Here is a 25,204-nt window from a genome sequence, read left to right as displayed (position 1 = left end):
CGCAGCGACGGACCAGCGACGTGCTGGTAAAGGTTCCCGTGTTCACTGGCCGAACGCGTTTTGCAGCCTTGGCAGCCGGACGCGGCTTGGCATCAGTAGCGGGCGCCCCACGGTGCGGGTAGGACGTCGAGGTCGGCGGCGTTCAGCGCCGAATCACCCAGCCCGGCGCCCAGGTCCCGGCGGCGTCGTGGCCGGCCGCGGTGGCGGCGAGGTGGGCGCGGAGGGTGGCCAGCCCCGGGTGGGGGTTGTCGCGGTGCCACAGGAGCGAGTGCGGGTAGACGGGCGTCGGGTCGGTCACCGGGATGCGGCGCAGGCCGTGGTCGACGGGCCAGACCAGGCGGGTCTGCTCGCTCATGAAAGTGGCCAGGGCCGGAGTGTCGGCGATGGTGTCGAGGAGCGCGTCGGAGCCGAAGTTGGGGCCGGTCGCCTCGATGGTGAGGCCGAACTCGGCGACGAGATCGTCGTAGTAGGCGGCCCACTCGGTACCGGGGACGATGCCGGGCATCCAGATCCGGTGCCCGGCGAGCTGAGCGAGGGGCACCGACCGGGCGCCCGCCAGCGTGTGGGCGGGGCCGGTGAGGAGCTGGAGCGGCTCGTCGAGCACCCGGACGGACTCGATGTCCTCGGGAAAGGGCCGGCCGGGCACGGCGACGGCGCGGAAGGACGCGTCAATCACACCGGACCGGATGGCGGCGACGGCCGTCTCGACATCGAACAGCATCACCACGTCGAGCTCGATCTCGGGGTGCGCGCGGTGGAAGCCGCGCATCAGGCCCGAGGCCGCGGTGCGTGAGGCGATCACGTCGACGCGCAGCGGCCGGCTGCCGGGGAGCACGGACGCGACCGCGCGCTCGGCGACGCGCAGCAGCTCGCGCGCGTGGGGCAGGAACGCCTGCCCGTCGATGGTGAGCTCGGCGCCGCGCGCAGCGCGGGTGAACAGCCGCACCCCGAGGTCCTTCTCCAGCCCGGCGATGCGCTTGGAGACGGCCTGCTGGGTGACCGACAGGTCTGCGGCGGCGTGCTGGAACTGGCCGGTGTCCACCACGGCGACGAACGTGCGCACAGCATCGAGATCCACACCGACCGACCTTAGCGAACAACTCAAAGTTGTGTGACTTCGGTCGGCTGGTTGTTTGACCTGCCTACCAGCTGCGCGTTTTGATCTCTCAAGTCAATGGACGGTTGTTTCCTGGAGATGGCGGGGTCCGCGTTGGGAAGGTCGCCGGGACGGCGGTTCAGGTGGTTCTGGGCCGCCTATGCGGTCAGCACGTTCGGCACATGGCTCGCGTTCGACGCGTTCGCCCTGGTCGCGATTCTCGCTCTGGACGCGGGGCCTACCGAGGTGTCGGTGCTGGCCGCCGCGGGGCTCGCGGTCGGGGCGGTGGTCGCGGTGCCGCTCGGGCCGTGGGTGGAGTTCCGGCGCAAACGGCCGGTGATGATCGCGATGGACCTGATCCGGTTCGCGGCGCTGATGAGCGTTCCCGCCGCCTACCTGCTCGGCCGGCTGAGCTTCGCCCAACTTCTGATCGTGGCGGTCGTTGTCGGCGCGGCCGACATCGCCTTCACCGCTGCGAGCGGAGCATGTCTGAAGGCGCTCGTCCGGCCCGAGGACCTGCTCGTCGCGAACGGGCGGCTCGAGGCCACGGCCTGGACCGCCACCGCGCTCGGGCCGCCGCTCGGTACCGCCGCGATCGGGCTGGTGGGCCCGGTGACGAGCGTGGCGGCCAACGCGGTCAGCTTCCTCCTCTCGGCCGCGGGGGTCCACGCCATCGGCGGGCGGGAGCCACGTCCCGCGCGAACCGCCGCACCGTCCCGGCCTGGAGCCGGCGACCTGCTGGAGGGATGGCGGTACATCCTCGCCAGCCCGGCGCTGCGCCCGTTGTTCTTCAACACCGTCCTGGTCAACGGCCTGATCATGGCAACCTCACCGTTGCTCGCCGTCCTCATGCTCGGCGACCTCGGGTTCGCACCCTGGCAGTACGGCCTCGCCTTCGGCGTTCCCTGCGTCGGCGGCCTCATCGGCTCGCGACTGGCCCGCCCGCTCCTCGCCCGGTTCGGACGGCACAGGGTCATGCTCACCGCCGGGACGCTGCGCGCGTGCTGGTCACTCGGATTGGCCTTCGTCGGCCCCGGCCCCGCCGGGCTCGTCCTCGTCATCGTCGTCGAACTCGGGCTGATCACCTGCATGGGCGTGTTCAACCCGGTATTCGCCACCTACCGGCTCGAACAGCTCCCGTCGGACCGGATCGCCCGCACGCTGTCCGCCTGGTCGATCACCAGTAAAACCACCGTCGCGGCCATGACCGGCGCGTGGGGCCTGCTGGCCGGCCTCACCAGTCCCCGCACCGCGATCGCGATCGCCGGTCTCCTCCTCCTGGCGACCTCGCTCCTCCTCCCTCGACATGACCGCACACCCCAACTCAAGAACGCCGACCAGGCGCCACCGGAAAGGCAGACACTCGCATGATCGACCCCGCACACACCGCCCTGCTCGTCATGGACTATCAGCCCGCGATCCTCGCGCTGCTCCCCGAAAACGACAGTGAAGCCCTGCTGGGACGCATGGAAAAGGTAATCGCCGACGTTCGCGCCAAGGGCGGCACCGTCGCCTATGTCCGGGTCGGCTTCACCGAGGCCGACTGGGCTGCGATCCCGCCCACCAACAGGTCTTTCGCACCGATCGCCCAGCACCGTCTCATGCACCACGCAGACCTTGACACCGCTGTCCACGAACGTCTCGCTCCCCAGGACGGAGACATCGTCGTGCGTAAGATCCGTTACGGAGGCCTGTCCACCACCGACCTCGATCAGCGGCTGCGCGAACACGGCATCACCACTCTGATCATCGCGGGCATCAGTACCAGCGGCGTCGTCCTGTCCACCGTCCTCGACGCGGCCGACCGCGACTACCGGCTCTACGTCCTGGCCGACGGCGTCGCCGACCCTGACCCCGAAGCGCACGACGTCCTGCTCCGTCAGGTCTTTCCCTCACGGGCCCACATCCTCGAAACCGCCGAGTTGCACACCCTCCTGCGGGCTGACTGACGCCGGCCGCGCCGGCCCCGTTGGAGCTGATTAGCAGCGGGGCCGACCGTGCCGCCCTCGCTGGTGGCGCGGGCGCGACGGAACTCCAGGTCCAGATCCTCGATGTCACTCCCGCCGGCCTTTCCGGCGGATCTTGATATGGCGCATGTCCGTCACCGCGACGTGAAGAACCTGATATGGGTGGCCGTGCGCGTCCAACGCCGCCGTCGCCTTCCGGACGGCATCGTCCTCGCCGTCATCCGGGCCCGCGGGCACCTGGCAGCGGAAGGTGAAGGCCGAAAAACTCACGTCGTGGGTGAAGGCTCCCGCCTCGGTGAAGGCGGCACCCCCCGCGGCCAGGACGGCGGCGCGACCGACGTCGTTCAGCCCGCCGAACTTGCCGCGGATCATCACTCTGAACACGGTTGTTCCTTTCGTACGGCATAGCTGAGAACGCGTTCGCCGAGCAGGTCCTCGAAGGCGTCCAGGAGGTCCAGCACGGCCTCGGCGATCGCGTCGGGGTTCTCTCCCGCCGTGGTGCGCCTGCCGATCTCGGTGTAGACCAGCGAGTGGAGACAGCCGAGTTGCCAGGCCACCATGCGGGGCAGTGGGTCGTCCGGCGCGGTCCCGGTCTCCTCGGCGAGAGCGGCGGCGAGAGCGGCGGTCATCTGCTGGGCGAGATCGCCCAGCCGGGCGGTGAGCGTGGGGGCGGCCAGCATCATCTCGAGGACACGGCCGAACCCGTCGGTCAGCCCCAGCTTGCGGTCGCGCCGCCGCACCTCCGCACGCAGCCCGGTCAGCACCGCCCGCACGGCGGAGTCACCGGACGGGCGCTGCCGCACGATGTCGGCGAGCCGCTGCGGGGAAGCCCGGTCCGGCGGCAGGACGAGGTCCTCCTTGGACGGGAAATAGTTGTAGAGGGTGTTCACGGACACCTCCGCCGCAGCGGCGACCTCGGCGATCGTGACGCGCTCGAAGCCCCGCTGCACGAACAGGCCGATGGCCACATCGGAGATGCGCTGCCGCGTCTGCCGCTTCTTCCGTTCCCGCAGCCCTTCAGACATGGCCGGAAGCCTAACTCCACTCCAAATATGAAGTCGACTGCATTTTTGACATGGACTGTGCCACCTCGACCCGTCCTCCCCGTTCATCCGCGCCGGAGGTCTCCCCCCTGGACGTTCCACCTCTCCGGTGCGCGGCGAGCACCGCAGGTCCCGCCTGCGACACGAAGATCACACAGACCATCACCTGACGCGATGAGTCGAACGCGGAGAGTAGCTTCGCTGTGAAGTCGATCTACGAAGACACCCCTAAGACAGACTGGGAGTTCAGCGTTGATGTCACAACGATCCGGATCCGCGCTCACCGCGCTGGCCTGCGCCCTGTTGACACTGCTGGCCACATCGGGAACGCAGGGGGCGGCCAGTGCCGACACGCACGCCACCACCGCGCGGCAGGCTGTCACGCAAGCCGCCGCGCCCTGTATCCGGCCAGGGCAGATGACCTACCCCGTGGACTACTACTGGAAGAACGCGTTCGGCATGAGGCTGGGCAGCGGGTCGGTCTCGGTCGACACCTCCCCGTCCCTGTGGGGCGGGCAGATCACACCGGGCGGCACCTTCACCCTCACACTGGCGCACCGCACGGCCCAGTGGCCGCTGCTGGTCAGGAGCTACACCACCACGTGGGACCTGTCGTCACTGCTGGCAAGCGCCGATGTCGTCGGCCAGTCGGGGACCGGCACCATCAGTGGCAACACCCTGTCGATCACCTCGCCGGGTACCAAGACCGACCCACCTGCGAAGGTCATCACCTTCCGGGTCAGGCAGGGCACCGTCGGGAGCGGCATGACCATCCGGCCGACCGGGATCAGCAGCGTCATCGCCGCTCCGGGCCAGCTCGGAGGCAACACCCCCGCCCCCCCGATCCAGATCGTCGACGGGCAGTCCATCTCGCCCACCAGGGCCGTAGACGACAGCGCCACCACCACCGTCATGCGGGGCACACCCGTCAGCGTGCCCGTCCTGGCCAACGACACCGCGACCGCACCGACGATCAGCAACGTCACCAGGCCCGGCAACGGCACCGCGACGATCTCCGGTAGCAACGTGATCTACACACCCGCCACGGGCTTCAGCGGCACCGACACCTTCACCTACACCGTCACCACCGCCTGCGGAACCAGCACCGCCACGGTCACCGTCACCGTCATCTGCGACTACACACCGGTCAACCTGGTCAACGGCAGCTTCGAGACGCCACCCGTGGCCACGGTCGACTGGTCCATCTCCGACGCCTCCACCAACCCAGGCGTCGGCTGGCACACCACCGCCACCGACAACAAGCTGGAGTTCTGGCGCGGCGGCGCGAGCGGAGTCCCGGCAGCCGACGGCCGGCAGTTCGCCGAACTCAACGCCACCCAGGTCTCCACGCTCTACCAGGATCTGCCCACCGTTCCGGGAACACCGATGACCTGGTCGCTGTATCACCGAGGCCGCCTCGGTACCGACGTGATGCGGGTGCTCATCGGCGCACCAGGCGCGACCGTGGCTCAAATCCCCACCGGGGCCTCCTCCCCGGACATCTCCGACGACAACACCGCCTGGGGCCACTACACCGGGGTGTACGTCGTACCTCCGGGACAGACCACCACACGATTCGCCTTCGAGTCGGTGTCGGCTGCGGGAGGAACCCCGACGGCCGGCAACTTCCTGGACGGCGTGGTATTCGAGGCGCCGACCTGTCCTGCGCGAAAGGCCGGCTGACCGCCGACGCGCATCCGCAGCTCCCCGGCGACGGCCGTGGACAGCCGGACATACGCGAAGAGCCCCGTCGGCGACGGGGCTCTTCTGCGGTGTGGCAGGGGTAGCCGTAGCGGGACACGTTGTGAGACACGTTCGTGATCAAGATTCGGCAGGATTTCCCTTCCCCGTACCGGGCTGAGAGGAATCACTGTGAAGCAAGTGATCGCTGGCATCGCCGCAGCCACGGTCATCACGTCCATGGCCGTGACACCTGTCCAAGCCGCCGCCGTGGATCCGGTCAAGGCGTTGAAGAGCCAGTTCGCCGCGGACAAGGGGGTGACGTTCACCGACGTCACCACTCTGGTCGAGTTCACCGGGAACACGTCCTTCTTCAAGCGCACCGGTTCCTTCCAGTTCGGCAGGGCCGGGATCGTCGCCTCCGACGTCAGCGCGAAGCGCACCACTGACGCCCCAGAGACATCCGACATCATCCCGTGGGCGCTGGACCGGCCGGAGCGGACGATCAGGATCGGCACCACCAGCTACTACTCCGGCGGGCCCTGGACACCGCCGAAGGGCAAAACCTGGATCAAGCACCCGAACGGCATGAGCGCCGGCTTCAGCGGCTGGTACGGCCAGCTGGTGAACGTGGCCGAACCGGCGACCCTGAAGGCCCTGATCACGAAGGGGAAGCGAACGGGGCGCACCTACTCGGGCACGATCAGCTTCGGCGCGCTGGAGAAGATCTCCCCCTGGCTGCGGAACGTCAGCCTGGTCAGGATGTCCGAGGACAGTAAGGCCGCGGTGCTGCGCTTCAGGCTCACCCTGGGCTCCGACCAACTCCCCCAGCGACTGGTCACCGTTTATCCGGGGAGCACCCACGTCAGTGCGGCGGTGGCGGAGGACAGGCAGCTCAGCGTTGAGACCCGGTACACCGGGTGGGGCGGTCGGGTGACCGTCAAGGCGCCTCCGGCGAGCAAGACGGAGAGCGCGGGAAAGCGCGAGCCGACCGTCCGGGGCGGTAGCCGGGGGTAGTTCCGGGAACTCGGCGCCGGACCGGAATCACCGGTGAGCCAGGCGTAACCGTTCCCCGCCGGAGTGCGGAAAACTGGAGCGATCCCCCCGGCAGGGGACGGCGGGTGACGATCAGACGTCGATGCCCTTGCGCAGGAGCAGCCAAGCACGGTCGGCGGTCTCACGACGGGTGTCCGCCGGTATCTTGGCCAGGAGCGCCGCGATCATGCCGGTGGCCGTGACCAGGTCTTCGGCGGTGACGTGCTCGCGTACGCGGCCGGCCTCCCGCGCCTCGGAGAGCAGGCCCTCCAGCAACTCCGACACCCGGTCGCGCACATGGATGAGGCGCGCGTCGGCCGAGGCGCTGACCACATCGATGAACGCGGTCGAGGTGACGGCTCGCTCGGTCATCAGCGCCAGCATGTCGTCGAGGGTGGTGCCGGGCTCCGCGGCGAGCGCTTCCATCTCCCTGACGCCGTCCTCGAACACGGCCAGCGCGAGACTGACGCGATCGGGGAAGTGCCGGTACAGACTGCCCTGGCCGACCCCGGCCGCACGTGCGATCGAGGTGAGCGGCGCATCGTATCCATCGCTGGCGAACACCTCGCGAGCTGCCGCGATCAGCGCCGCCCGGTTCTCCGCCGCGGCGCTGGGGCCTCTGTTGGGTCGCCGTGCGCTGAACATGACACCTACCGTAGCAACCGGACCATATCATCCGGTTTACTGACTCCAGTCCCCAACACCTCTCGACACATGTCAATGACAGGGTCTACGGTAGCAACCGGACGATTCAGTCCGGTTGTTGTGGCACGTCACCACCACGGCGCACCCCACCGCCCGCTTCGATCGAAAGGAACCACGCTTGACCAGCCCCGAGAACGTCCTGATCGTGGGCGCTTCGGCAGGCGGCCTCGCCGTGGCGGAGGCGCCGGAGCCTGACCACGGTGAACAAGCTCGTCGTCATCGGCGAGGGCGTGCTGGGCGCGGAGGTCGCCGCCACCGCCTGCGGCATGGGGCTCGACGTCACCCTCGCCGGCCTCGGCCACGCCGTCATGGCCGACCAACTCGGCGGCTCGGTCGGCACGACGCTCACCTCGCTGCACGCCAGGCACGGCGTCCGGCTCCGGCTCGGCGTCGCCGCCGAGGCCCTCGCGGGCGACGACGGCCGCGTCACCGGGGTGCGGCTGGCCTCCGGCGAATCGCTGCCCGCCGACGCCGTCATGGTGGCGACCGGATCCCGCCCGGCCACGGGCCGGCTCGACGGCAGCGGGCTGGCCATCGGCGACGGCGTCGAGTGCGACTCACGCTGCCGCGCCGCCCCGGACGTCTACGCCGTCGGCGACATGGCCTCCTGGCACCACGAAGGGTTGGGCAGGCGGTTGCGACTGGAGAACCGCACCAACGCCGTCGAACAGGCGCAGATCGTGGCGGCCAACATCCTGGGCGAGGACCGCCCGTATGTCCCCATCCCCTACTTCTGGACCGACCAGTACGACGTCAAGATCCAAGCACACGGCTTCCTCACCCCGAAGCTCAGGTGAACGTGGTCGAAGGCGCCCCCGAGGAGAACCGATTCGTCGCCCACTACAGCGTCGGCGGCCACATCACCGGAGTGCTCGGCTGGAACATGGCCAAGGCCGCCCGGGTACACCGCCAGAACGTGGTCGAAGCTCTCGCGCGACTGTGAGCGCCCGCGACCCGATGCCGGAACAAGGTCGCACCCCGTCAACGACAGCGAAAACGCCCCTTCCGAGGAGAAGCCGAATGAGCCAGAACGAGCAGGTCCTGAGCTATCCCATCCCGAGCGAGGCGGCGTTGGAGCCGCCGGCGGAGTGGGCGGAGCTGCGCCGGCGGTGTCCGGTCGCGCGGATCACGTTGCCCAGCGGTGACGAGGCGAAGCTGCTGACCCGTTACGAGGACGTCAAGCAGGTGCTGGCCGACCCGCGCTTCACCCGCCTGCTGAACGCACCCGACGCGGCCCGGCTGTCGGACAACGAATCCGGCGGGGTGTTCAACACCGACATGGCCCAGATCATCCCCGACAGCGGCGAGGGTCACCAGCGGTGGCGGCGCCTGGTCGGCAAGTACTTCACCGCCAAGCGCATGACCGCGCTGCGGCCCGTCATGACGGAGATCGCCGAGCGGCTCATCGACGACATGGTCAAGCGCGGCGGGCCCGGAGACCTCAAGGCGTCCCTGGGTTTCCCGCTGCCCGTGTACGTGATCTGCGACCTGCTCGGAGTTCCCGCCGCCGACCGGGACCGCTTCGCCCACTGGTCCGACGCGCTGCTCAACCTCACCCGCTACAGCCAGGCGGAAATGGACGCGGCGCAGGCCGAGTTCGTCCAGTACATGTCCGACCACGTCGCCGCCAAGCGGGAGCTGCCGGGCGACGACCTGCTCGGCGCGCTGATCAAGGAGAGCGCCGCCGAGGGGCAAGGCCTGACCGACATCGAGCTGCTGGTCACCGGGATGGCGCTGCTGGTGGCCGGGCACGAGACCACCGCGAACATGATCGGCAAGATGGTCTCCATGTTGCTGGTCGACCGCACCCGCTGGGAGCGGCTGCTGGCCGACCCGTCGCTGGTGCGTTCGGCGGTGGAGGAGTCGCTACGGTTCGACGCCAACTCCGGCTTCGGCCTGCCGCGCTACCTGAAGGAGGAGACCGAGGTCGACGGGGCGGTGCTGCCGCGCGGCACCACGGTGATCTGCAGCATGGCCGCGGCCAACCGCGACGAGAGCGTCTTCGACGGTGCCGGCGACATGGACCTGAGCCGCAGCCCGAACCCCCACCTGGCCTTCGGCTCCGGCGCGCACTCCTGCCTGGGCCAAGCGCTGGCCCGCACCGAACTGCAGGTCGTGCTCGAAGTGCTGCTGCGCAGGCTGCCGTCCCTGCGACTGGCCGTCCCGGTGGAGGAATTGCAGCGGGTGGACGGCCTCGTGGTCGGCGGCCTGCGCGAAGTCCCGGTGCACTGGTGACACCGGCCCCCGCGGGCCAACGCGACACGCGTACGAATGCCGGTGACACCCGGCCGACCAGAGGAGTCCCGCATGAAAGTCATCGTGGACGAGGCCAAGTGCTGCGGCGCGGGCCAGTGTGTGCTGATCGCACCAGAGGTGTTCGACCAGCGCGAGGACGACGGCATCGTCATCCTGCTGGAGTCCGAACCGGCCGAAAACCTGCACGCCACGGTACGTGAAGCCGCCGCCGTCTGCCCCGCGGCCGCCATCGAGGTAAGCGAGAGTGCCTGAACGTTCTTCGCGGACGTGATGTCGACGCTGCGGCTTCCCAGCTTGCCGCAACGAGAAGCCGCAGCACGAGGACTGTCCATACCGCCCGCCCGCCCGCCGTCCGGGCGTGCGGCCGTGGGCGCCACGTCCCAAACGACGGCGACAATCCCCCATCGTCATCTAAGTACCTGTACTCAAGCCCGCACATCTCAGACGATGCAGACTCCGGATCATGCGACCAATACGAGCCGTGAGCCGCTGTGTCTCCCCATACGACCGGGGCACCTTCGCCCTGGTCATCGCCTGCTCCTACGCGCTGCTCGTCATCGCCGCAACCATCTACGTCGAAATCAGCACCCGCCAACCGGGCAGCCAAGGCTTGGAGGCGCTGGTGCTGCTCGCGATCACCTCCCCGACCTCGCAGCTCTTGATCTTCCTCCCCATTGCCTCGCTCAACCCGACGATCTCTCTTTTGACGTACACCGTCACCGGACTGTTCCAAGCGTGGATCCTCTGGCTGATCGCACGCGGGCGCAGGAAAAGCACGGCTCCGGCGGGGGCGCCCGGCTCCGGGATGACCGACGTTCCAACGTGAGAGCCGTAGATGGCCGAGAGGACCGGATCTTCCCATCTGCCATGTCCCGGCAAGCCCAACATCTCGATGATCCATACGCAGTGAGTATGATGAGGGAACCGAAGTGATCGGCTCGGCGTTTGCGGGGCGCCTTGGTCGGCGGGATCCACGTCACGGTGACTGCAAGCGTGGTGATCTTTCCCGGTTCGCGTCATGGTTCCATCGGCTGCGCGCCGGCACACCGGCGCGCTGGGTCAATTCACCTTCTGGACGCGAGTTGTGCCGGAGGTGAGTGAGGCGCCGGTGGTGTCGATGGCCCGCAGCTCGGGGACGACCTCTCCTCTCTGGTCGACGAGTACCGAGTACTCCTCCCCGGAGGCGAAGGCGTTGCGCTCACCCCACTGACGGAGGGCCAGCACCACGGTGAACAGGTCGCGGCCCGCGCCTGTCAGCGCGTAGGTCTGCCGCTTGCCGGATGGTGCGGTGTCCCGGGCGAGGATGCCGTACTCGGTGAGGCGGCGCAGCCGGTCGGTGAGGATGTTGCGGGCGATCCCGAGCCGCTGGTGGAAGTCGGTGAAGGCGGATGCTCCATCCATCGCGTCCCGGATGATGAGCAGGCTCCAGCGGTCTCCGACCAGGTCGACGGTCCTGGCCACCGGGCAGCTCGGGTCGGTCCAGTGCTCGGCTGTCATGCACACCTCCATTCGGTTGCTTTTCGCTACTATTCTGCCCTAGCCTCCGATCGGTTGCAATTTGCTACTGATTGGAGAATGGTGTGTCGACGATCCTCGGTGGAGGGCGCAGGTTGCTGCTGGCCGTGGTGTGCGCGGTAGCCGTGGCGAACATCTACGCCGTGCAGCCCGTCCTGGACGCGGCGGGATCGGAGCTGGGGCTCACGTCCGGCGGTCTGGGATGGCTCGTCGCTATCGGGCAGGCCGGCTATCTGGCCGGGCTGGTCACGCTCGTTCCGCTGGGAGACGTGCTCGACCGGCGGCGGCTCATCGCGGGCCAACTGGTGCTCACCGCGGCAGGAAGCGCTGTCGTCGCGGCCTCGGCGACGGCGCCGCTCGCGCTGGCGGGTCTTGGCGTCGCGGGGATGTTCGCGGTCGTGGTGCAGACGACCGTCGCCTACACGGCCGCGGTGTCGCCGCCGCACGAGCGTGGCAGGAACATCGGTACGGTCACCTCCGGCGTGGTCGTCGGCATCCTCGGCTCCCGCGTGATCGCGGGCTTCCTGGCCGAGGCCGCAGGCTGGCGCAGCGTGTACGCCACACTGGCCACCGCCTCGGTGATCCTGGCCGGACTCGTCCTGATTTCGCTGCCCTCGGACGAGTCGCATGAGTGCCCACGCGGCGGTTACCGGCAGGTGATCGTCTCCATGGGGCGGCTCGTCGCCGCGGACCGGATGTTCCGCAGCCGAGCGGTCATTGCGTTCTTCGTGTTCGCCTCGTTCGGGACGCTCTGGAGCGGTCTGGCGCTCCCGCTGAGCGCCGAACCCTGGCGCTTGACACCGGCACAGATCGGCCTGTTCGCTTTCGCCGGGCTCGCCGGCGCTCTGGGTGCCGCCCGCGCGGGACAGTGGGCTGACCGCGGATACGCGGGCCCGGTCACGGGCTGGGCGCTGGTGGTCCTGATCGTGTCGTGGACGTTCACCGCCTACACCGGGCAGTCCCTGTGGTTGCTGGGCGCGGGCGTGATCCTGCTGGACCTCGCGGTGCAGGTCGTCCACGTCAGCAACCAGCACCTCATCACCACGGCCCGGCCCCGGCAGGCCGGCAGCGTGATCGGCGCGTACATGACCTTCTACTCCATCGGCTCCGCCCTCGGCGCGGTGACCACGGCGTGGATGTACGCAACCGCCGGGTGGCCCGCTGCCTGCCTGCTCGGCGCCGGCTACGCGACCGCAGCCCTCGCGGTCTACGTTTTGTCCCCTCGACCTCATCCCGCTGGCGCGGCTCCGCACCAGCCGTCCGAAAGCTCCGAGGAACTCACCCAACGGTGAAGGGAGCGCTGGCGGACCACGCGCTGGAACAGCTCCCACAGCTCGTCAGGCACCAGCCGCCAGAGAAACGCGTCCGACGGACGATCTAACAACCGATCACCAGAGCCGCGGTCCTGGTCGTGTCCTGTTGGTCATGGGGGACGCGGCCAACTGGGTACCTTGGTGATCTGTCGACACTTGCTGTGGCACTGGTCATGCCGCTGATTGCGCCCTCTGTGGTTCCGCGGGGCTCCCCGTGAGAGTCGTCTCCCGACGGGCACGTAGCAGACGATCCGTTCGCAGTGCAGGTCACTCAAGGAACCGCGTCCTGGACCCGACCCGTCAAGGCCAGGTATTCCTCGTGTGGCAATCTGCGTGCTTCGAACCTCAGGATGCCCCGTCCGGCGAAGCGCTGCGTATCCTCTGGATCCCACCGTCCGGGCAGGTGCACCAAGGGCCGGCCGGACTCGCCGAACACCATCAAGCCACGGACGTCCGACTCGGATGTGTAGCACAACAACAGATCGGCCTGGGGAATCAGACGTAGGCCATCCTCCGACGTCTCCAGGACTGCCACCTGCCCGCGAAAGGCTGGGGACGGTTGACAATCGGCGTCTCCCGGCCCGAGGTCAACAGGCAGTGGACGGACAGCGGGGACGCTCACGAGGAACGGGGCCTCAAGCACCGGGGCAACGCCGACGTCCGGCCGGTGCCGATCCCTCCCGAACTCGTGAAGATCCTGCGGCAGCACATCGACGAGTACGGGACCGGCGCGGACGGGCGCATCTTCCGCAGCGAGCGCGGCAACGTGATCGCCTCGACGGCCTACACCGAGGTACGGCAGGAGGCACGGGCACTCGCTCTCACTCCGGCTCAGGTCGCCTCTCCCCTCGCCCGGCGGCCGTACGACTTGCGGCACGCGGCGGTCTCGCTCTGGCTCAACGCGGGCGTCTCCGCTCCCGACGTGGCCGAGCGGGCGGGCCACGGCGTGGACGTCCTGCTGAGGGTCTACGCCAAGTGCCTCGACGGGCAGAAAGAGATCGCCAACAAGCGGATCAGTGACGTGCTGACCGTATGAGACGCACGCCGTACGACCAGGGTCCCGGACACCACCGGGACCCTTCGGCGTTCCAGGGGTGGTTCTGGCCCGTACGGCACTCGGAAAGCTTGGCGCCACCTGGGAAAACGCCCTCAAGATCATTGCGCGTATATTCCGCGACCACCGACATAGGGCCGCTCAGGGTGGCATCTGGCTGCATACCCCGGAAACGCAAAAGAGGCCCCGGAGGGCCTCTGAGCTGCCAGTTTGGCTGGTGGCAGGTGCAGGACTTGAACCTGCGTAGGCTGAGCCGACGGTTTTACAGAGGGCTACGTTTCGGGCAACGACAGGGCGTCCGACCAGGGCGGGAACCTTCTCCTTCGCTTCGCCCGCCGAAGATCATCCCGTACATATCCCACGCGGCCGACTGGGCACCTTGGTGATGTGTCGACACTTGCTGCGGCACTGGTTATGCCGTTGATTGCGCCCTCTGTGGTTCCGCGTGGTTCCCGTGAGAGTCTTCTCCCGACGTGTACGTAGTAGACGATCCGTTCGCAGTGCAGGTCACTCAAGGAACCGCGTCTTGGACCCGACCCGTCAAGGCCAGGTATTCCTCGTGTGGCAATCTGCGTGCTTCGAACCCCAGGATGTTCCGTCCAGCGAAGCGCTGCGTATCCTCTGGATCCCACCGTCCGGGTAGGTGCACCAAGGGCCGGCCGGGCTCGCCGAACACCATCAAGCCACAAACGTCCGACTCGGATGTGTAGTACACCAACAGATCGGCCTGGGGAATCAGACGTAAGCCATCCTCCGACTCCAGCGCCGGCTGGCCGTGCTCGGCGAAGAGGTGACAGGCCCGGCCGTCCAGACGCGAGAGTTTGCGGCCGCCTGATCTGTGAGGCCGATTCAGCCGGGCATGGGCACGACGGGCTCGCATATCGCGCCACATGTTGATGATCATCTCGATGTAGCGGAATTGGTTCACGGGTTCGAGTAGGTGCATGCGTGGGCTCTCATGGGGAGCAGGAGGGTCCGTGGGGGCAAGCCCCTTCCAGCCTGAGGCGCGACGGGCCAAGGCGACCCTCGCCTCCGCAGCGGTACCATATCGCCGGAACTCGAAGATCAGCCCCTGGCCAGCGGCGAATTCCTCCAGCTCATGCCGGGATCTGGCCCCCGGCGAGTAGAACAGGACCAGCCCGTCCCCGTCCAAGACGGCCACGCCGTACACCGTCCTGTTCTCTGCGGGGTAGCCGTAGAAGAGGAGCATCGTGGCGCGTCCGGCGAGTGCTCGGACGCGCGGGGCCAGGTTGATCAAAATACGTCGCCCTTCGGCTGGTATGAGGTCAATATATGATCGATCGGCGCCGCCCGTTCCCCCGTTTGATGATGATGACGGATAAGACGGACATAAAGTTCCGGTCGAGTTGGACGAAGCGCTGAAGCGGAGACGCCAGAATTAATCACGCGCTATCAGCTTGGGAAGTCTCTATCGCACCTGGTCGCTGAGCTGGGGAGACGATGACCTGCGAGGGAGGGTTCCGATTATCCGCGGTTCCCCGTGAGTCCCCCTTGATCACCCTTCTGACGGGCACGCAACGGGCACGCAAAGGACACGCGGAGCGTCTCGCCCTCGTCGCTCTGGTGCCCGGTGGGCCGGGGCTGAGGAACGAAGCCACGGACCGTCGATCGCCCCCGACCCTCACAAGGATCAGCCATCATCAGGCGATCGTGAGGGCGAGGCCGGTTCAGGATATTTCGGTTTCCCCAGTCACGTACGGCCCTGGCTCGGGTAGCGTGATCATTACGGAGCCGGGTTTCCCTGGGAGATCAAAGAGGTTGAGCATGCAAGACGAGCAAGCTCCCTTATGGCGAGTGGGCCTTCGTGGTCTCGGGCAAGGCGCCGCCGGAGGTTTTCTGGTAAGCCTCCTCGCGCTTGGCTCTATAACAACGATCTCTGGCCCCTGAGTACAGTCTTCAGTTGGCAGAGCGTCATCGGCTACACGGTGTTCTTGGGCTGGATCAGCGGCTTTGGTGCGGTCCTCATTGAGTACAAACGCCGGAAGGCGGCCGCCAAAGAGGCCGGCCAAACGGCGTCCAGCTCGACAGAGCATGTCGCAACCGGCGAAACCTCGTAGGTATCCCGATACTAAGCCGAGTGTGTTAGGGCGGCGGTGCGGTCCCGGTGCGGCGGGATGGAATGGGTGCGGCGGGCGCTGGGTGCGGCGCGCGGCCCAGAGTCCCGCGCCGTCCGGGACCGGCGCCCACGCCGCACGCCCGGACGGCAGGCGGGCGGCGGGCCGTGCGGCGGCGCGCCGCGCCGCCGCCTTGTTCGTGAACGCGGAAGTCCGGCGGCGGGGTATCGCGACGGCAGTGATCGAGTGGGTGGCGCAGGACGCCAAGGAGCACGGCTTCCCAGGCCTCTACTGGAACACGTTGGAAGACGCCCCGGCTCGCGCGCTGTACAACAAGATGGGCAAGTTCCACGAAGGGCTCATCCACTACACCTACCGGCGTGACGCGAACTAGGCCTCCACCCAGCGCTGAGGGGCGATCAGGATAGGGCGATCTCGACCGGACCGACGAAAGTCAGCGGAACGATCCCGTCGAGTGAGGCGACCGGCCTGTGGAACACCGCCAAGCCGACTCCGACGTCCTGCCGGCTTGCCTTCGGCCCTCCGACCAACCGCTCTCCTCACTCTCCGCTACCGCGTCATCGAGAGCGGGCCAGAGCCCGTAAAGATCACCTCTGTCGTGGGGCTCTGGGACACACTCCCGGAACCCCTTCGGCGTTTCCGGTGTCCCATCCCGCGCATGTCCCGCAACGCCTGGCGCGACCTGGGGAAACGCTCCATGATCCATCCCGCGTATATCCCGCGACCACTGACATACGGCTGCTTCTGGCTGCGTTCGGCTGCATGTCCCGGAAAAGCAAAAGAGCCCCTCGCGGGGCTCTGAGCTGGGGAAATCCAGTGTGGCAGGTGCAGGACTTGAACCTGCGTAGGCTGAGCCGACGGTTTTACAGCCCGTGACCGTTCTTCGGGCGACATGGCCGCTGACCTGGCGCGCAGTACGTTCGCCACTCTCTCTCCGCCATGATCATTGCACGCATATTGCACAGCTCCTTCTCACCAACTGGCCAAGAAGGTCACCGACCGCTTGAGTCAGGCTCCCAAGCTGGCCAACGTGGCAGGCATTGGACGGTGCGCGGCGGGGTTAGGTCGACTCGTCACGGCGAACGGAAACTTGTTGTCGACCCACAACAGTCCGGCTAACTCCCTGGACATGTCCCAGCGAGGCGGCGGAGAGATCGCATCACCGATGTGTGTATCGCCCAGATTGAACTGGAAGGTCAGGACCGGCTCGCCGGCGAGCAAGTCGTCGAGTTCACGCAACCCCAGGCCCGTGAAGCGGTGCGCGCCTACTGCCACTACGAGCGGCAGATCATGTTCGTCGACTATCCGCCGGTACTTGCTGATCTTGTTCTTGACAGGCCCGATGATCTGCGCCGCGCTGACTTGTCCGGCGGTCGAACTGGGCGGATCGAAGCAGGCAAACAACCCGAAGGGAGAGGGAACCACACCCCCGTAGCGGTCACCTTGAACGAGAAAGGTGTAGCCGAAGCTGGTGGAAATACGTGACGGACACAGCGCACTGCACAACGCCCCCCGAATCTCTCCTGCGATTCTCTTGGCCGTGCGTGAGTCAGGTGCCTGGACGGGGTGGCCGGTGGGCTCCAGCCTGAGCACCACTCCGACCGGGATGGTCTTGATCTGCTGGGTCAACTGGTGCCAGGCGCGCATTGAGTCGTAGGTCTTCTGCGGCGGGGAGGCGGTGTGCACCTCAACCAAGCACAGCGGCTCACCGGTGTCCGACATCACGGTCCAGTCGGGTGTCTGCCCACCCCAGGAGTAGTCATAGACGATATGCAGCCCGACCTGGCGTAACGCAGCACCGACTGCCATCTCGAAGTGAACGGGCCAGTAGTGCTCGTCTTTCCACACACAGCGTGCGAGCCGGTCGGCCTGCCTGACAGGCAGCTGACGTAGTTGCTCATCAAGCCAGTCCCGACGTGGCGCGAACTCCTCGTTCACGGCGTTCTCGTAGGTGAGAGTGCGTCCCTGCGGAGTCTTGTTGCCGTGGCGGCGACGGTACTCCTCGACGAACTCAGGGCCGAACCGGCGTGAGGGGGCAGAGGCATCTTTCACACTGCGAAGTGTGACGGATTGACCACGCACCAGTGATGCGAAGCGGAAAACCCGCCCCCCTTGACTCAAAAATGATCTTCAGGGCCACTTGAGAGCATCTACTTAACCCGGCCAATAGGAAATAATAGCTCAAAACTCATCGTATTGGTCAATCATAATCCCTTTTATGTTGTGACCGATTTCCGTTGATTCAATCGCATTCCTCTTGCAACCCGATCGGGTACCTTGATGAGTGGATTCCGCTTATGATCCAGGCACGTAAAGCTGATGGATCAGCAGGCGCTCAGCTCCGTCTAGGCGAATCAGAGAGGGTCCAAAGTGATTGAACATGCGGAACTAATAGCTCTTGCTACTGCTGCAGCAACAGCGCTAGTTTCAGAAATGGTAAAAGATGGCTGGACTTCCGCTCGCGCAACCGCTGCTCGCATCTTCCGCCACGGGGGCGAATCCGAGGAGCAACGCCAATTGGAGCGTCTAGACGCCGATCAAGCGCAAGTCGATACAATCGATGGCACTGAGCTCCGCAATAGGTGGCAACGGCGCTTAATTACACTCGTTGAGGATTTCCCGGAAGCCACCAAGGACTTGGAAGCTTTGGCAAGCCACTATAAGAACGATCAGTCTGGTGGCGTAAATCAGAACGCTGCTGGAAATACCGGCCCAGTTATCCAAATAGGTAGGGACAATTCCGGCAGCCTTAACACAGGAGACAAGTGAAGTGTCCCAAGATGAAACAGGAGTTCACCTTCCAGGACAGTTGGCTTCCAATAATCTTGCCCCCATCATCCAGGTTGCTGGCGACAATTCAGGATCTATTAGCATCTTACGGCGTCTAAAACTGCCATTTTCTCCGATCCCGGAAAAAGACATTAAGGCCGCTACCGAGCCACTATGGGCACATACTCCGACGCCACAGCGCGCAGCGGAATATCTAGCATTACACGGCTTTGCCATTATATCTGGAGAACACGGTACCGGAAGACGTATATCTGCCGTTCGAGCTCTACATACATATCTCTCAGAACGAGTCAGGGGCATTCAGCTCTTCGACGTATCTGCCGACTGGGATGATGAAGAAACTCCAGACCGTGAGGTATTTCCAGATCCATTACCTGCGCGTGGCTACCTAATCGACGCTACATCTAGGACTTTCTCTCAAGAAGCTACGATTGCCTTATCTTCCTGGGCAGAAAGGCTCTACGCATCAGGCTCTTGTGTAATCATTATGACAAACCAACGGGACTGGAAAGGCGACAGCCGACTTCAGGTAGACGCTATACGGCCGGATGCTATACAGGTCGCATACAACTATCTCGCCAATAGGGCTAGTAGTTCAATGCACGCGCAATGGCTACAGCTAGATCCGAATCAAGCCACTTCGCGCGGCATATTTAGCTCTTCCGCTCACGATCCGACAGTTGGTATCTTCTCTGATCTCATAACTCGTAGCGTTAGTCCGTCTGATTCCATTTCAATCGCCGAGCGCCTTAGCCGTATAGATCCACAAAGGCTAGCTAATGCGGTAAGTCGGCGCAATGACAAGAGCTCCCCAACTGTCCAGCAGCAAGGTCGCGAAGAGCTTGAGCGCATCCGAGAGGAAGTTCTGCTGTGGACTAACTTTCTAGAGAAAGTAGTCACTGAGCCGGGAACTCGCGGGCAAGATAGAGTAATGCTTCTATCCGCTGCTTACCTCGAAGGCGCCCCTCTAGAAACCTGCATAAAGGCCGCAGCAGATTTCGGTCCTCGCGACGAAGCTACCACAAGGCGTTATCGTGAGGGACGCAGTCCTCGGCGCCGTATGCGAGACGTCGGCGTAGATGTCACCCTGGACGACAAAGCTGCATTCGAGAGCCGGCCAGGCTTGGCTCTTTCTGCTATCCATATGGACTGGCATCACTGGGCCGACGAAAGATCAGAAACAAGAAAATGGATTGAGCGTATCACAGCACCCGATGGGCTGGCGGGTTCCTGGGCAGAGCAGATCGGTGATCGTCTCCTTCACTTGTCCCGTGCAGCCGTTGATCCCCCTTTCTTTGCTGTCCTTGACGCATGGACCAACTATCCGGGTGGTGTAGACAAAAACCGAATCCATATCATTGCTCGGCTCTTAACACAGGCCGCTCGAACAAGCGAGCTTGCCCGAGGCACACATAAGAAACTACTAGAGTGGTCAATAAGAAAAAATCCATACCAGCGTCAAGCCGTTGCTCAGGTATGCACGGGTGAATACGGACGTCGATGGCCACATACAGCCCTCGTTCGCCTGCGACACATTCTCGCTATAAACGACGCTGCTACCGAGGCGGCAGCACACACCTTGGTAGCTCATGCAGCAAGTAGCGAGAATGGACTTGTCCGGATCATTGATACGGTCGATTCATGGCTCGACAAGTATCCAGATCATTCCGCTGGCCCTCGGGCTTTCCTTGCTCTGATCGACCCCTCGCACCCCGTCAACATACTGGGCAAACTAATCGCAATAGCTCAGGCATCCCCTAAAGTGCGTGACTTTCTAATTAACGGCTGGGGGAAGACGCTCGAACAAACAGATGTGCGCAATCAGGCATATCAAGTGCTGCTTTCCTGGTCCCGGGCTATACACGAGAATCAGCTCGATCGAAACTTCACGTTTGGCATCCTCACCGATGTACGTAATGCCCATACTCCGGTCGACGCAATGTCTCGTTTCCTCTACGGCAGCCCGGATAATGAAGATCTAGCGCTCATCAATGCGCGCTTCGCGCTCGCCAATCTCCGTGCCTGCAATCATGCGCAGTGCTCACAGCCGGACTGCCCGCTCAGAGCACAGAGCGAGGTCTCTAAAAATGGAAGCGCAGAGGAGAACGACAATTTCCCCGACGAATGACCATGGGACGGTTACTCGGTGGGTCGAGGCTGAGACATCCGATGGGCGGGGTGCGTCAAGTCGGTCCGGAGTGACCGCCGACGCGATCGGCGGGTTGTGGGCACGGCGAGGTGCGCGTCGGCGGTTGCTCCGGCGCGCGGGGGTCTGGGGGCTGCGAAGCCCCCAGCGGTAACGGTGATCAGGTGGTGTGGTTCAGGCCTGGGCCGCTGCGGGCTGCTAGAGGAATGCGGTGTGTTCTTGGTAGCTCTGGCGGGTGGTCAGGCAGTGAAACAGGCAACCGAGGAAGCGGTTGTAAAGGTTGCGCAGGACGGTGGCGTGGCGGTCGCCGCGGTGTTAACGTGCCCGCACCGTCATTAGGAACGAAGTCCCGGACCGTCGATCCCCCCAGCCACGGATGGGCGATCGTGAGGACTTTACGCTCCTTAACCTAAAAACATTTATTAGCCCGCATGGGGTCCACGACGTCTGACTTAGACAGCAGAGGAAACATATCGATCTATCTCCAAAATGATCCTCTCTACGGTTGCCAACGCGTCGATCGCATCTTGATCGATGATGCCATTAACAGTTGTTGGAAGCGCAGGGTCTACATCGCAGCTATGAACAATCACATTTCGTCTAGCGACAATCAGCCCAAGGGCCAACTTCTCAACTCCTGCCTGCTGGCCGAAAATTGCGGCCCATAGTTTCGGAAGTCCAACTAGAGCGAATGCATTTCCTATATCATCTGGCTTCTGAAAGGTCTCATGCGACAGTCGTTCTGTTACATGCGTCCTAGCACGCAACTCCTGTTCGATCGCACTCGTAGCAGTCAAAATATCAGCAATAGCGCCGACAGGAAGTCCGAGCTTTCCTTTACTGCCTGCTGGCCGTCGCCCAAGAATGATATCTACCCCAAAGTCTATAATCACCCCATGAACGTATGCATCCACAGCCGCCACAGCGTTGACTAAGGCAGATCGATACATGTCGCTCGAATCGATACCGTCTGACGTCATGCGCGCGATTGATTGACCAAGGCCAATGAGGCTACGTGCACGGTTGATGTTTGATTCGAACTGCTGTAGTCGCGCAGTAGGCATTATGACTGACGCAATCCTGCCAGGATTTCTACGCGATGGGCCAGGTCTTCAAAGTTCTGGCGAAATGTGGCAATGTTGCCTTCTGCTGTGGCCCCGGACTGCCCACCACGGTTGATCTCCTTTGCTGATAGCGTGAATACCGGCTTACGGAGCTGCTGCGAGTTAGCGATCAGGGTGTTGAAGTCGGAGATCTCAGAAATGATGTAGGTTCCAGTCATTCCAACCGACTCATAGGCATCATCAGAAAGCATGACACCTGACCTCCGGAGGGCAGGAACAAGCACCGTTTTGACGGATTCGTCGAGCTTGTCGAAATATTTCTGGAAGGCCTGCGTGGCCCGCCCTCCTCGCAACCGAAATCGCTGTACCAGTACACCCAGGAACTTTAGATCAGGTGCGGGGAAAGGGTAGTCCGCGTCTGAAAGTGCCTCCAGCTCAGCAGCGCGTTTGGCCCAGTTGCTCCAACGAGGAATTACTCGGGATAGTGACTCGATTGCCATCACTGAAAAGATATCTGGACTGCAGGGAACCAACACGTAATCTGCAGTAGCGACCAGGTTCTGGTTGATAGCCCCGAGACCGGGACTAAGGTCAAGCAGAACTACGTCCGCCTCATAGGCTTTCGCTGTAAGGTTGAAGAGATGAGTGAAGCTGCCCGGAAGGTTCCGCAGGCCTTGCACCGACTCCGAGAGTTGCTGAGCAATACCTAGCGAGGTTTCGTCCTCTGCTAGCGCAACATGCCCAGGAATGAGAAACATACCTGGACGTTGGTCGACTTCTACACATTCAACAGCTTTGAGCGGAACTGGACGAGACTTGAAGGCTGGCTCTAGAGCTTCCTTCAAGTTGCGGCCTGGGTGTTCAGCATAGAAACGGTCGAGTGCGCCCTCTTCACCTACATCGAGGACCATACCTGTCAAATTGCACTGTGGGTCGGCGTCCACCACTATTACACGGTGCCCTCTCTCGGCCAACATCCACCCGAGGTTGAAACAGGTCGTCGTCTTGCTCACTCCACCTTTGTTGTTGAAGAAAGCAATCTTGATAGGCATCGATCCCCTAACCAGAACCATGTTCGTGAGCGGTGAAAATAAGCGCCACCAACATATCGTAAACTCGGGCGAAAGCTACTCTATTATCGCGTTTGTTTCGGACCTGTAACGCATGGAGCCGACAGCGGCGCTATTGGGGCGATGGTCCAATCTCCGCGTGGCCCGAGCACGGCGCACGCGAGAACGGCCCCCAGGCCGCACGCGCAGCGTGCGGCCGAGCGCAGGGCCGCGCGGCGGCGCGGAGCGTCGCCCTTGATACCCATGAGAACAATTCGGCAACTCGGTGACATGCGCTTAGAGCCCGGCTCCCTGGCGCTGGCAACAGGGTCCTGACTCGACTGACCATAGACGCGGGTCAACGGAGTTGTCTCCATGGAGGCATGGCCAAACAACCGCATCTCAGTGACAAGGCGTCGGCGTCACGGCTTCAGTCGGCCGCCGACCGCAGTGGCGATCCGAACCTGAAGGCAGCCTCCCAGCGCATGCAGTCAGTTGCTGATAAACGAGAGCACCATCAGCGCCAGCTGCGCAGTCGGTGATCCCTCGTTGAGGCTAAGGGTGCTCCACGTCGGCGGGGCACCCTTAGACGGATTATCGGCTATCTATGTGATCGGACGATCCCTGTCTGCTCCTACCCGTGTACGACAAGGGCCTTGGCCGGTAACTTCGCTGTGTGGCTACCAACGATGAGCAGACGCGCTGGATCGTGCATGGCGAGCGGCTGATCTACGACAACCGGTGGATCCGGCTGGGTCTGGTTGATGTTGCGATCCCGGACGGAGAGCGGTTCGAGCATCACGTGGTGCATCTGGATCGGGCGGCTATCGCGGTGGTGGTCGACGACCAAAACCGGGTGCTCCTGATGTGGCGGCACCGGTTCTTGGCTGACCGCTGGGGGTGGGAGCTGCCTGGCGGGCTGGTCGATGCGGGCGAGGACGCCATGACGACGGCCGCTCGTGAGGTGGAGGAGGAGACGGGGTATCGGCCCAAGGAGATCGAGCACCTGATCACTTACCAGCCGATGGCCGGCATGGTCGACTCGGAGCACAATCTGTTCCTGGTGCGGGGTGCCGAGTTGGTCGGGAGTCCGACGGGGGAGATTGAGGCCGATCTCATCGAGTGGGTGCCGATGTCGGAGATCCCGGCGATGATCGCCCGCGGTGACATCTGGACGTCGGGGACGTTGATCGGTCTGTACGCGGCACGGGAGCGGCTCAGCAGCGGGTGAGGGGCTTAGCGCAGTGAGCGCTTGACCGCTCGGGCGAGTTCCTCGATGCGTTTGCGCTGGCGGCGGGAGCCGGTCATGGTCGCGAGTTGCTGAGCGCGTTGGATGTGGGGTTGGGCCGCGTCGGGTTCTCCCCTGGCCAGAAGAGCATGACCCAGGTCGCAGCGGACTCCGGATTCGGCGCGGTTGTAGGTGCCGTCCATTCCCGCCAGGGCGGAGCGCAGATCTTCGACGGTGCCGGGGTCGCCGAAGCGCACCAGGCAGTTGCCGCGCCAGCGGGCGAGGTGGTGAGCGTCCAAGGAGAGGTAGGGCATGCTCACATCGGCCTCCCCGGCCGGTAGAAGTGCGGCGGCCTGGTCGAGGGCCGCGCGGCAGGTGGTCTCGTCGCCGAGGATCGCGGCGGCTTCGGCTTCGGCTGCTGACAGCCAGGTCCGTAACAGGTTGGGGATGCGTTCGCGGTGGGTGGTGTGGATGTACTGGAGTAGCTCGGTGGCTTCGGCCGGCCTGCCGAGTTCCATGAGGACGTAGGTCTGTTCGGCGGATACGTAAGCGAGAACGGCGGGATCGTCGGCTTCGCGGGCGGCGGCTTTGGCGTGCTCGTAGTGGTTCCAGGCGTCGTTGAGCGCTCCGGTGTGGATGGCCTGCCATCCGGCCAGTGAGGCGGTCTCGGCCAGGACGTGGGCGAGCTGAGCGCGGATGCCGGGGCGTACGGCGTGGCGGTGGGCGCGTTCCACCTGGGCGATCTGGGCGCGCATCTTCTCAGCGATGGCAACCCCGCCGACTCGGCGGTCCATGAGGCGCAGATTGTTGGTCTCGGTGGTGAGGATCATGACCATGACGGGGTCGATGGCGGCGGCGGCTTCGATCCGGGAGGTCAGCTCGTCGGCCTGCTCCTGGTGGTTGTCGCTGTGATTCCCGGTGGGGGATGCGAGGTCGAGCGGGGCCAGGCCGAAGAGCATGCGGGCGTGATCGGGCAGGCCAAGGCCGGTGGCGATGCGCTCGTAGACCTCCAGGTCGGTGACCTGGCGTCGCCCTCGGATGATCAGGCTCACGTGGCCCTGGGCTATTCCGGTGGCCGTGCTGAGGCGGATCTGGCTTGCTCCGCTGTACTTGACGGCGAGGTTGAAAAGCGCCATCACGTCACGGTTTTTAAGGATTTCTTGGCTT

The 25,204-nt window shown here is 64.6% G+C and carries 25 protein-coding genes; 15 read left to right on the top strand and 10 right to left on the bottom strand.

Annotated elements, in window-relative coordinates:
* Window positions 1-142: 142 nt before the first annotated feature.
* Window positions 143-1,078, bottom strand: a complete 936-nt coding sequence (locus tag ACQP0P_RS05615; RefSeq protein WP_433371808.1) for a LysR family transcriptional regulator — start codon at window positions 1,076-1,078, stop codon at window positions 143-145.
* Between the two features lie 96 nt (window positions 1,079-1,174).
* On the opposite strand from ACQP0P_RS05615, the gene ACQP0P_RS05610 reads away from it, so the two are divergent.
* Window positions 1,175-2,467: an MFS transporter gene (locus ACQP0P_RS05610; RefSeq protein WP_433371805.1), complete on the top strand. Its 1,293-nt coding sequence runs from the start codon at window positions 1,175-1,177 to the stop codon at window positions 2,465-2,467.
* Window positions 2,464-3,045: a cysteine hydrolase family protein gene (locus ACQP0P_RS05605; protein ID WP_433371802.1), complete on the top strand. Its 582-nt coding sequence runs from the start codon at window positions 2,464-2,466 to the stop codon at window positions 3,043-3,045. Before ACQP0P_RS05610 ends, ACQP0P_RS05605 begins: the two co-directional genes overlap by 4 nt.
* A 105-nt stretch (window positions 3,046-3,150) precedes the next feature.
* On the opposite strand, the gene ACQP0P_RS05600 is transcribed toward ACQP0P_RS05605, so the two are convergent.
* Window positions 3,151-3,447, bottom strand: coding sequence for a DUF6204 family protein (locus ACQP0P_RS05600; RefSeq protein ID WP_433371800.1), 297 nt, complete (start codon window positions 3,445-3,447; stop codon window positions 3,151-3,153).
* Window positions 3,435-4,088, bottom strand: a complete 654-nt coding sequence (locus ACQP0P_RS05595; RefSeq protein ID WP_433371797.1) for a TetR/AcrR family transcriptional regulator — start codon at window positions 4,086-4,088, stop codon at window positions 3,435-3,437. The genes ACQP0P_RS05600 and ACQP0P_RS05595 overlap by 13 nt, the downstream gene beginning before the upstream one ends.
* A gap of 273 nt (window positions 4,089-4,361) precedes the next feature.
* Here ACQP0P_RS05595 and ACQP0P_RS05590 point away from each other — a divergent pair, with 273 nt between their 5' ends.
* Both ACQP0P_RS05590 and ACQP0P_RS05585 read left to right on the top strand, forming a co-directional pair.
* Window positions 4,362-5,789, top strand: coding sequence for an Ig-like domain-containing protein (locus ACQP0P_RS05590; protein WP_433371794.1), 1,428 nt, complete (start codon window positions 4,362-4,364; stop codon window positions 5,787-5,789).
* A gap of 189 nt (window positions 5,790-5,978) precedes the next feature.
* Entirely contained in the window at window positions 5,979-6,803 is an 825-nt protein-coding gene (locus ACQP0P_RS05585; RefSeq protein WP_433371791.1) for a hypothetical protein, read from the top strand.
* 111 nt (window positions 6,804-6,914) lie between these two features.
* Here the strand turns inward: ACQP0P_RS05585 and ACQP0P_RS05580 are convergent, their stop codons facing one another.
* Complete coding sequence (locus ACQP0P_RS05580) at window positions 6,915-7,466, bottom strand: TetR family transcriptional regulator (RefSeq protein ID WP_433371788.1); 552 nt, start codon at window positions 7,464-7,466, stop codon at window positions 6,915-6,917.
* Window positions 7,467-7,726: 260 nt separating this feature from the next.
* Here ACQP0P_RS05580 and ACQP0P_RS05575 point away from each other — a divergent pair, with 260 nt between their 5' ends.
* From ACQP0P_RS05575 to ACQP0P_RS05555, 5 genes are all read left to right on the top strand, one after another.
* A complete protein-coding gene (locus ACQP0P_RS05575) occupies window positions 7,727-8,323 on the top strand; it encodes an FAD-dependent oxidoreductase (protein WP_433371785.1) in 597 nt (198 codons plus the stop codon).
* Entirely contained in the window at window positions 8,320-8,469 is a 150-nt protein-coding gene (locus ACQP0P_RS05570; RefSeq protein ID WP_433371782.1) for a hypothetical protein, read from the top strand. The genes ACQP0P_RS05575 and ACQP0P_RS05570 overlap by 4 nt, the downstream gene beginning before the upstream one ends.
* Before the next feature lie 77 nt (window positions 8,470-8,546).
* Window positions 8,547-9,761, top strand: coding sequence for a cytochrome P450 (locus tag ACQP0P_RS05565; RefSeq protein ID WP_433371779.1), 1,215 nt, complete (start codon window positions 8,547-8,549; stop codon window positions 9,759-9,761).
* A 72-nt stretch (window positions 9,762-9,833) separates the two neighbouring features.
* Entirely contained in the window at window positions 9,834-10,034 is a 201-nt protein-coding gene (locus ACQP0P_RS05560; RefSeq protein ID WP_433371776.1) for a ferredoxin, read from the top strand.
* A 211-nt stretch (window positions 10,035-10,245) separates the two neighbouring features.
* The gene (locus tag ACQP0P_RS05555; RefSeq protein ID WP_433371773.1) at window positions 10,246-10,608 is read left to right on the top strand and encodes an SCO4225 family membrane protein; all 363 of its coding nucleotides are present in this window, start codon (window positions 10,246-10,248) and stop codon (window positions 10,606-10,608) included.
* 233 nt (window positions 10,609-10,841) lie between these two features.
* On the opposite strand, the gene ACQP0P_RS05550 is transcribed toward ACQP0P_RS05555, so the two are convergent.
* Window positions 10,842-11,279 carry a winged helix-turn-helix transcriptional regulator gene (locus tag ACQP0P_RS05550; RefSeq protein WP_433371770.1) on the bottom strand — a complete coding sequence of 146 codons (438 nt, stop codon included), beginning with the start codon at window positions 11,277-11,279 and terminating at the stop codon, window positions 10,842-10,844.
* Between the two features lie 83 nt (window positions 11,280-11,362).
* Here ACQP0P_RS05550 and ACQP0P_RS05545 point away from each other — a divergent pair, with 83 nt between their 5' ends.
* Both ACQP0P_RS05545 and ACQP0P_RS05540 read left to right on the top strand, forming a co-directional pair.
* The gene (locus ACQP0P_RS05545; protein ID WP_433371767.1) at window positions 11,363-12,589 is read left to right on the top strand and encodes an MFS transporter; all 1,227 of its coding nucleotides are present in this window, start codon (window positions 11,363-11,365) and stop codon (window positions 12,587-12,589) included.
* Between the two features lie 580 nt (window positions 12,590-13,169).
* Complete coding sequence (locus ACQP0P_RS05540) at window positions 13,170-13,646, top strand: hypothetical protein (RefSeq protein WP_433371764.1); 477 nt, start codon at window positions 13,170-13,172, stop codon at window positions 13,644-13,646.
* Between the two features lie 529 nt (window positions 13,647-14,175).
* Here the strand turns inward: ACQP0P_RS05540 and ACQP0P_RS05535 are convergent.
* Window positions 14,176-14,922, bottom strand: a complete 747-nt coding sequence (locus ACQP0P_RS05535; RefSeq protein WP_433371761.1) for a hypothetical protein — start codon at window positions 14,920-14,922, stop codon at window positions 14,176-14,178.
* A 902-nt stretch (window positions 14,923-15,824) separates the two neighbouring features.
* Here ACQP0P_RS05535 and ACQP0P_RS05530 point away from each other — a divergent pair.
* Complete coding sequence (locus ACQP0P_RS05530; protein ID WP_433371758.1) at window positions 15,825-16,133, top strand: GNAT family N-acetyltransferase; 309 nt, start codon at window positions 15,825-15,827, stop codon at window positions 16,131-16,133.
* 635 nt (window positions 16,134-16,768) lie between these two features.
* Here the strand turns inward: ACQP0P_RS05530 and ACQP0P_RS05525 are convergent.
* Window positions 16,769-17,812 (bottom strand): hypothetical protein, encoded by a 1,044-nt coding sequence (locus ACQP0P_RS05525; protein WP_433371755.1) that lies wholly within the window; start codon window positions 17,810-17,812, stop codon window positions 16,769-16,771.
* A 318-nt stretch (window positions 17,813-18,130) separates the two neighbouring features.
* Between ACQP0P_RS05525 and ACQP0P_RS05520 the strand changes: the two genes are divergently transcribed.
* Together ACQP0P_RS05520 and ACQP0P_RS05515 are read left to right on the top strand one after the other, a co-directional pair.
* A complete protein-coding gene (locus ACQP0P_RS05520; protein ID WP_433371752.1) occupies window positions 18,131-18,529 on the top strand; it encodes a hypothetical protein in 399 nt (132 codons plus the stop codon).
* 1 nt (window position 18,530) lies between these two features.
* On the top strand, window positions 18,531-20,678 hold the full coding sequence (locus tag ACQP0P_RS05515; protein ID WP_433371750.1) for a hypothetical protein: 2,148 nt from the start codon (window positions 18,531-18,533) through the stop codon (window positions 20,676-20,678).
* A 470-nt stretch (window positions 20,679-21,148) separates the two neighbouring features.
* Here the strand turns inward: ACQP0P_RS05515 and ACQP0P_RS05510 are convergent, their stop codons facing one another.
* Window positions 21,149-21,676 carry a hypothetical protein gene (locus ACQP0P_RS05510; RefSeq protein ID WP_433371747.1) on the bottom strand — a complete coding sequence of 176 codons (528 nt, stop codon included), beginning with the start codon at window positions 21,674-21,676 and terminating at the stop codon, window positions 21,149-21,151.
* Between the two features lie 83 nt (window positions 21,677-21,759).
* Window positions 21,760-22,812 carry a ParA family protein gene (locus ACQP0P_RS05505; protein ID WP_433371744.1) on the bottom strand — a complete coding sequence of 351 codons (1,053 nt, stop codon included), beginning with the start codon at window positions 22,810-22,812 and terminating at the stop codon, window positions 21,760-21,762.
* 673 nt (window positions 22,813-23,485) lie between these two features.
* Between ACQP0P_RS05505 and ACQP0P_RS05500 the strand changes: the two genes are divergently transcribed.
* Window positions 23,486-24,040, top strand: coding sequence for an NUDIX hydrolase (locus tag ACQP0P_RS05500; RefSeq protein WP_433371741.1), 555 nt, complete (start codon window positions 23,486-23,488; stop codon window positions 24,038-24,040).
* Between the two features lie 5 nt (window positions 24,041-24,045).
* Here the strand turns inward: ACQP0P_RS05500 and ACQP0P_RS05495 are convergent, their stop codons facing one another.
* Window positions 24,046-25,173 (bottom strand): XRE family transcriptional regulator, encoded by a 1,128-nt coding sequence (locus tag ACQP0P_RS05495; protein ID WP_433371738.1) that lies wholly within the window; start codon window positions 25,171-25,173, stop codon window positions 24,046-24,048.
* Between the last annotated feature and the right edge of the window lie 31 nt (window positions 25,174-25,204).

The sequence above is a fragment of the Streptosporangium sp. CA-115845 genome (assembly GCF_050943795.1).
GTDB lineage: Bacteria > Actinomycetota > Actinomycetes > Streptosporangiales > Streptosporangiaceae > Streptosporangium.
The sequence above is the reverse complement of the archived record's forward strand: the minus strand, read 5'-3'. Positions and strand labels throughout refer to the sequence as shown.